6 protein-coding genes are annotated in these 7,797 nt (G+C 54.5%); 5 read left to right on the top strand and 1 reads right to left on the bottom strand.

Annotation, left to right across the window (positions count from 1 at the left end; translation table 11 throughout):
* The 4 genes from R3177_RS11480 to R3177_RS11465 all read left to right on the top strand — a co-directional run.
* On the top strand, positions 1-3,325 hold a 3,325-nt coding region (locus tag R3177_RS11480), incomplete at its 5' end, for a YhdP family protein (RefSeq protein ID WP_318971170.1).
* On the top strand, positions 3,315-4,148 hold the full coding sequence (locus R3177_RS11475; RefSeq protein ID WP_318971169.1) for a carbon-nitrogen hydrolase family protein: 834 nt from the start codon (positions 3,315-3,317) through the stop codon (positions 4,146-4,148). The genes R3177_RS11480 and R3177_RS11475, both read left to right, overlap by 11 nt.
* Positions 4,148-5,587: a metalloprotease TldD gene (gene tldD / locus R3177_RS11470; protein ID WP_318971168.1), complete on the top strand. Its 1,440-nt coding sequence runs from the start codon at positions 4,148-4,150 to the stop codon at positions 5,585-5,587. Before R3177_RS11475 ends, tldD begins: the two co-directional genes overlap by 1 nt.
* 30 nt (positions 5,588-5,617) lie before the next feature.
* On the top strand, positions 5,618-6,613 hold the full coding sequence (locus R3177_RS11465; RefSeq protein WP_318971167.1) for a branched-chain amino acid aminotransferase: 996 nt from the start codon (positions 5,618-5,620) through the stop codon (positions 6,611-6,613).
* Positions 6,614-6,704: 91 nt separating this feature from the next.
* Here R3177_RS11465 and yjgA read toward each other — a convergent pair whose 3' ends face one another.
* Positions 6,705-7,244, bottom strand: a complete 540-nt coding sequence (yjgA, locus tag R3177_RS11460; protein ID WP_318971166.1) for a ribosome biogenesis factor YjgA — start codon at positions 7,242-7,244, stop codon at positions 6,705-6,707.
* 173 nt (positions 7,245-7,417) lie between these two features.
* Between yjgA and R3177_RS11455 the strand changes: the two genes are divergently transcribed.
* A partial coding sequence (locus R3177_RS11455; protein WP_318971165.1) for a PmbA/TldA family metallopeptidase occupies positions 7,418-7,797 on the top strand: 380 nt, incomplete at its 3' end.

Below are 7,797 nucleotides of genomic sequence, written 5' to 3'. Positions count from 1 at the left end.
GGTCGCCGTCCATAAGCTGGACTGGCGTAATGAAGGAGAGCGGCATCAGGGGATCGGCGAGCTGGCCGTTGCCGATATCACCGGTAATACCCTGAGTTTTATTATCGATCTATACGGCCCAAGCCTCGATCAGGCATTTGGCCAGATATTTCTGGAAAGCCGTAAACTGGATATTTTACCCTGGGTCCAGCAATCGTTGCCGGCAACCGCACGTCTTGATCAGGCTGCAATCAATTTTCAGGCCTGGGGCCGGGTTGAAAAGGGCGAATTGCAGCGTTTTCAGATTGAACTGGCCGATAATAGTCTGAACTGGCAGCGGCAGGGGCAGGCGCACCAGCTTAAACTGGGACCTGGCCAGCTGTTATGGTATCCGACTAGCCGGGGCTGGTCACTTTACTCGGGTCCGTTGCTGTTATCCGACGGTCAGACGCAATGGCCGGACCTTACCGTGCAACTTCACCGTAAGCCGGCCGGCTGGTATGGGCAGTTGCAACAGTTAAAGCTGGACGCATTAGCGCCGTTAAGTCAGTTATTCGCAGATGAAATACCGCAACTGTTACCGCTGACAACCACAGAATTGCAAGGCGAACTGACACAGGCGCAGTGGCAGATGCAAAGCGCCGATAACTGGCAGGTACAGGGTGAACTGGCAAATCTGAGCAAATCCAGCAGTGCAGAACTGCCCGGCCTGAGTGGCCTGGATGGTCGGTTCTGGGCCAAAGCAGATGCGGCGGGTTTATCCCTCAGCAGCGGTCCCGGCGAGTTACAGTGGCAGGCGATGTTCAGTCAGCCTATCGCTTTTGAGCAATTGCAGCTAACCTTGCTGGCAAGACAGAACAGCAGCGGGATCTGGCAAATTCAACTGCCTGACGTCCAGGTGAATGCCAGTGATTTTATTCTGACCGGTAGTATTCAGTGGCTGCTGCAACCACAGCCTGAGCTGAGTTTGTTTGCCGAGTTAACCAATGCTGAGACCAGCGACATCGGCCGTTATCTGCCGTTACGGTATCTGCCAGCGAACACCCGCGACTATTTAACCAAAGCCATTATTGATGGCAGGTTGGAGCAAGCACGGGTGTTATGGCAGGGTGCACCGGCTGAGTATCCTTTTGCCGATGGCCAGGGGATCTTTCAGGTTGATGCCACGGTTAACGACGGTACCTTCGTGTTTGACCCGCAATGGCCTGCGTTAGAGCAACTTGACAGCAGGCTATGGTTTGAAAATGCCGCCATGCAAATCAGTACTGGCAGTGCCCGCCTGGCTGATATTGCGCTGACAGGCCGGGTGAGCGCAGAAATTGCTGATCTGCTGAACGCCGAGTACCTGACAATCGATATCGACAACGCCTTGCAGCTCAGTCAGGCCAGTGGCCTGATCAACGCCTCGCCCCTCAGGGATAATTTAGGTCAGGTACTGGCACACCTGTCACCGGTGGGCCCGGGCCAGCTTGCTCTTAAGCTGCGGGTGGGCTTACGTGAGGCCTCAGTTCTGGCCAGCGGCACTGTCGCTCTGGATAAGGTCAGCCTTAACCTCGCCGCACCGCAGCTTGAGCTCCACCAGTTAACTGGGTCGGTTAGTTTTGCCGACAGTGAGATCCGTGCTGATGATCTTCGTTTCAACTGGCGCGGCTTAGCGGTTAATGCCCGTCTGAGCGGCCAGCAACAGAATGAACAGTACCTGTTTAACCTAAGCGCTCAGGCAAACAACGGTGCTGACGATGTCGTTGCGGCACTGTGGCCTTCTGCGGGCGCATTAATCGATGGTGAGCTTAACTGGCAGCTCGGATTGGCGCTGCAACTAGCGGCTGATAACGTCGGCTACCATGCCAGCCTTGATGCTGATTTAACCAAGGCTGCACTGTTGCTGCCAGCGCCCTATCATAAAGCGGCAGGCACGCCTGCGTCACTGGTGTTAACAGCCAACGGTGACAGTCAGCAGGGCCTGCTGTCATTAAATTATGCTGATCAGCTGCATTTCAGTGCTGAAATGAACCACAGCAGTGGTGGCATAACACGGGCCAACCTGAGCCTGGGGCCGGAAGATGCCGGCATTAACGGGCCGCAGTTCACAATTGATGTCGATTTAGAACAGCTGGACGTGCTGCCCTGGCAGCAACTGCTAACAGAGCAGCTGTTCAGTGATACGTTGCCCAGCAATGGTGTGTTGCCACCCCTTAGCCGGGTCCGGGGACGGATTAGCAAACTGGGGCTGATTGGCAATACCGCTTTAACTAATACGGTATTTGAATTAGCGCCACAGCCGGATAGCTGGCAGCTGCGCTTAAATGGCACTGAAATTGCCAGTCGCTGGTCGTTCAGCCATGACTGGCAGCAGCAGGGGCTGCAATTAGCCATCGACTATCTGCATTTGCCGCTGCCAGCGCAGCCAGCGACTGCATTACAACAACAGCTATTGCCACAATCGCAGGAAGCGCTGCTGACAATGGTACCGGTAAGTGTTAACTGTCAGGATTGCTCGCTGGGTAACTACCGTTTTGGCAAGCTGGCGTTTGCAGCCCGGGGTAACGGCGATCATTGGCAACTGAGCGGCTTTACCAGCCGTTATAACAATAATGAGCTAACGGTTGAGGGTAACTGGTTTCCTGACAAGCAGCTTGGAATGACGGAGCTGAAAGGCCGGCTGCAAAGCCCGAATATCGGTGCACTGTTAAACGAATTTCAGTTGACAACCGGCATTAGCGGCAGCCGGGCCGATATTAACTTTAAGCTTAACTGGCCAGCCGCACCGGGCCAGTTTGAACTGGCAAAACTGAACGGTCAGCTGGAATTTAATCTGGGCGAGGGTGCGTTAACCGAGGTCAGTGATCAGGGCGCGCGGTTGTTTGCCATTTTCAGCCTGGATTCGCTGGTACGAAAATTAAAGCTGGATTTTCGCGACGTATTCTCCAAAGGTTTCTTTTATAACAAAATGAGCGGTAACCTGACGCTGCACCAGGGTGTGGTACAAACCAGTGATACCATGATAGATGGGGTACCTGGCAACCTGGCTATTCAGGGCTATGCTGATTTGGTCAGTGAGCAGCTTGACTATCAAATGTCATTCTCGCCCAAAGTGACCTCCAGTTTGCCGGTGATTATTGCCTGGATGGTTAACCCGGCAACCGGCCTGGCCGCGCTGGCGCTGGACGAAGTGTTTCAGTCAGCCGAAGTGATCTCACGGATTAACTTTACCGTTACCGGCACCTTCGAGCAGCCGGTGGTAACCGAAGTCAACCGCCACAGCACTGAAGTGCCGGTTCCGGTGCGCATAGCGCAACCGGAGACGGTGATCAATATTGAGGAGCAACAGCCCCATGGCGACTAACTGGCGTTTATCAGCAATTCAGTTAACCAGTGGTCCGGAACCCGCGGCTAATCTGGCTGCCGTAAGACAGTATCTGCAGCAACTGCCAAGGGCAGAACAGCACCTGGTGTTGCTGCCAGAGTGTTTTGCCGTTTTTGGTGGCGGTGATAAATTACAACTGGCCCATCAGGCAGCGATTGGCGAGGGCGACATTCAGCAGGCCTGCCAGCAATTAGCCAGCGAGTTTGCGGTGTATCTGGTGGCAGGCAGCCAGCCCACCACTACCGCTGATCCGACGCGCTTTGCTGCCAGCTGTCTGGTGTACAGTCCGGACGGCACCTTGCTGGCTGATTATCAGAAGTTACACTTATTTGATGTTAATGTCGCCGACAGCACCGGCAGTTATCGCGAGTCAGCCACTACCTTAGCGGGGCAGAAGATCAGTATATGTCAATTGCCTGATCTGAAACTGGGGCTGAGTATATGCTATGATGTGCGCTTTCCGGGCTTAATGCAGGCATTGGCCGCTGGCGGAATGCAGTTACTGACAGTACCATCGGCGTTCACCCGGCCAACCGGGGCGGCGCACTGGCATACCCTGCTAAAGGCCAGGGCGATAGAAAACCAGTGTTTTGTGCTGGCGGCAAATCAGACCGGGGTGCACGCTAATGGTCGCGAGACTTATGGCCACAGCCTGATTATCGATCCCTGGGGCGAGGTGCTGGCAGACGCAGGCACCGAGCCCGGTTGGGTTTCGGTGCAGGTGGATATGAACCAATGCCGGCAGCTGGGCCAGAAAATGCCGGTCCACCAGCATAATCGTTTTAACAGTGAGCTGAAATAATGAATGCAGTTGAACAGAATTTAATTACCGCCTCCGATCTTAGCATGGCAGATCTGGAGCACAGTCTTGGCTACTTATTTGGCCATCAGCTCGATTATGCCGATTTATATTTTCAGTCCAGTGTCCACGAGTCCTGGGTACTGGAGGATGGCCTGGTAAAAGACGGCTCCTTTAATATTGAGCGCGGTGTAGGGGTGCGGGCCATCAGTGGTGAAAAAACCGGTTTTGCCTATGCTGACACCATCAGTGCCGCCGCGCTGCAACAGGCTGCCGGCGCCGCCCGGGGTATCGCCAGCCATGGCCAGCAGGGCCGGGTAAAGGCATTTAGCAAAAGTGGTAACAGTAATATTTACTTACCCTGTGAGCCACTGCAAAGCCTGAGCAATACTGACAAGGTCACGCTGTTAAACCAGATTGAAGCCTTTATCCGCACGCTGGACAGCCGGGCCGAGCAGGTGATGGTCAGTTTATCGGGCGTCTATGAAGAGGTACTGGTGGCGGCCAGCGATGGCACTTTTGCCACCGACATCCGGCCGCTGGTTCGGCTGAACTGTTCGGTATTACTGGAGCAGGATGGCCGGCGCGAACGTGGCAGTGCCGGTGGCGGTGGCCGCACCGATTATCTGTATTTCAGTGAGCTGGTTAACGAGCAGCCGCGCTGGCAACACTATGCCCGCGAAGCGGTACGGATGGCTCAGGTAAATTTAACGGCAGTCGATGCGCCGGCGGGTACCATGCCAGTGGTGCTCGGGTCAGGCTGGCCTGGCGTACTGCTGCATGAAGCCGTAGGGCATGGCCTGGAGGGTGACTTTAACCGTAAAGGCTCGTCTACTTTCAGTGGCCGGATTGGCCAGCAGGTAGCGTCTAAGCTATGTACTATTGTCGATGATGGGACACTGGCCCACCGGCGTGGCTCGCTGAACGTCGATGATGAGGGGGTGCCAAGCCAGCACAACGTGCTGATCGAAAACGGTATTCTGAAGGGCTATATTCAGGACAAACACAATGCGATGCTGATGGGGGTTAACCCTACCGGTAATGGCCGGCGCGAATCATTTGCTCATTTGCCGATGCCGCGGATGACCAATACCTATATGCTGGCCGGTGAACATGACCCGGCGGAAATTATCGCCAGCGTGAAAAAAGGCATTTATGCGCCCAATTTCGGCGGTGGCCAGGTGGATATCACCTCAGGTAAGTTTGTATTTTCGGCCTCAGAGGCCTATTTAATTGAAGACGGTAAAATTACCAGCCCGATAAAGGGCGCGACCTTAATTGGTAACGGTCCGGCGGCCATGCAGCAGGTATCGATGGTCGGCAATGACTTAGCCCTGGATGCCGGGGTAGGCGTCTGTGGTAAACAGGGCCAGAGCGTCCCGGTCGGGGTAGGCCAGCCAACGCTGAAACTGGATGCGATGACCGTCGGCGGCACCCAATAACTGAATAAAAATTAACAACAGGAAGCAACAATGGCTGCATTTGGTAGTGTTTTTATGCCACAGATGGCATTAACCCGTTTTGAACAGGGCGCCTGGAGCACCCCGCAAATTGTGCCGGCAGACAGCATCAGCCTGCACCCCGGCGCGCATGTGCTGCACTATGCCAGTACCTGCTTTGAAGGTTTAAAAGCGTTTAAACACAGTGATGGCTCGATTAATTTATTCCGGATGGAAAAAAACGTCGCCCGCTTAATTCAGAGCAGCCAGTTGTTGTCGTTACCGCAGCCCGACAGCGCGACGTTAAGCCAGATGATTATTGATATCGTCCGCCAGTACGCCAGCGACGTGCCAGAGCCACCGGGTTCAATGTATATCCGGCCAACCCACATTGGTACCGAAGCCGCTATTGGTAAAGCCGCCGCGCCAACCGCCAGCTCGATGCTATATGTGTTGTTATCACCGGTGGGGGATTACTTTGCCGGTGGCAGCAAGCCGCTGCGGCTGTTACTGGAGCAAAACGGTGCCCGCTGTGCGGCGCATATGGGGATGGTAAAAAGCGGTGGTAACTATGCCAGTGCGCTGCAACCGATTTTAAAAGCCCGGGCCAGTGTCCAGGCCGATCAGGTGCTGTTCTGCCCGGGGGGCGATGTCCAGGAAACCGGCGCGGCCAACTTTTTATTAATTGATGGCAATGAAATTATTACCAAGGCACTGGACAGCAGCTTTCTGCACGGGGTGACCCGTGATTCTGTGCTGACAATAGCCCGGGATCTGGGCATGACGGTATCGGAGCGCGAGCTCAGCGTAACCGAGTTGCTGGAACGCGCGGCTAAACCGGGTACAGAAGCCGCTTTATCCGGCACCGCCGCGGTACTCACCCCGGTCGGCACCTTAATTGCCGACGGTACCGAGCATAAAGTGGGTAGCGGCGAAGGTGGCCCGGTTACCTTAAAGCTGCGCCAGGCGTTAAATGATATCCAGTGGGGTCGCGCTGAAGATAAGCATAATTGGTTAACCCGTATCTAGGTTTTATTAAACGACAGCATTTAAAAAGCCAGCATATTGCTGGCTTTATTATTTGGCGAGAATGTCGGGCAAACCGATGGCAGCGGAAAGTTTAACTATTCTCGCCGTCCATAATTACCGGCCGGATCAACTGAAACAGCTCACGGAAGGCTTTGGGCGGCTGCTCTTTTTCCCGCTCTTTTTTCGCCTGACGGATTAACAACCGCAGTTGCTGTACGTCAATCGCCGGGTAAGCGGCAACAAATTCCGTTAACGCATCATCGTTAGCCAATAGCTTGTCACGCCATTTTTCAACTTTATGAAACTGCTTATCAGCTGCCTGTTTGGTATTACGCATGACCGCCAGCGCCTGCTCTATCTGTTCGACATCACGGGTACGCATTAAGCGGCCAATAAACTGAATATGCCGGCGCAGCGCTTCGCGTTTTTTGGCCAGCTTATCGGCCAGCGCCAGCGCATCTAACAGCTCTTCATCCAGCGGTACCTTGGCGCGGGCAGCCGGGCTTAATGCCACCAGCTCTTCGCCCAGCGTCTGCAGCGCATGCATTTCACGTTTTATCTGGCTTTTGCTGATATGGTCAGGTTGCTCCAGCCATTTGCTGTCGCCATATTTAAATTCGGTTTCGGTCATGGTGCGTCTTCATTAGCATAGTTAGGCTAAGTATATCACTTAAGTTAGCCGGTTAAGTAGAACACTGCAGCGATGTCGTTAAACTAAGTCTGTTAAAACTCCGCTTAGCTGGCAGCAGGCTTTGGCAGTCTATGGTAAGCTTGGCACAAATAGCCCGATCAGCAAGAGTAAATATGCAAGCAACAGAACAAACTATCTGGCAGGAAATTGCCGAAGTTAAAGAAGCCGTCAGTGCGGTGCTGGCTCGTGCCAAAGCACTGGGTGCCAGCAGCGCCGAAGCGTCCATGAGCCGTACCCGGGGGTTAAGTGTGGAAACCCGCCATGGCGAGGTGGAAACCGTGGAGTTTAATCAGGACGGCGGCCTGGGCATCAGTTTATATTTTGGCCAGCGCAAAGGCTCAGCCTCTACCGCTGATTTAAGTCCCCAGGCGCTTGAGCGGGCGGTAGCGGCCGCTGCCGATATTGCCCGTTATACCTCAGCCGATCCGCACGCCGGGGTGGCCGATGCGGCCTGGCTGGAATTCAGCCCGCCGGATTTAGATTTATTTTACCC

The organism is Arsukibacterium sp. (genome assembly GCF_033722355.1).
Classification (GTDB): Bacteria; Pseudomonadota; Gammaproteobacteria; order Enterobacterales; family Alteromonadaceae; genus Alishewanella.
This window is presented reverse-complemented; position numbering and strand designations above follow the sequence as displayed.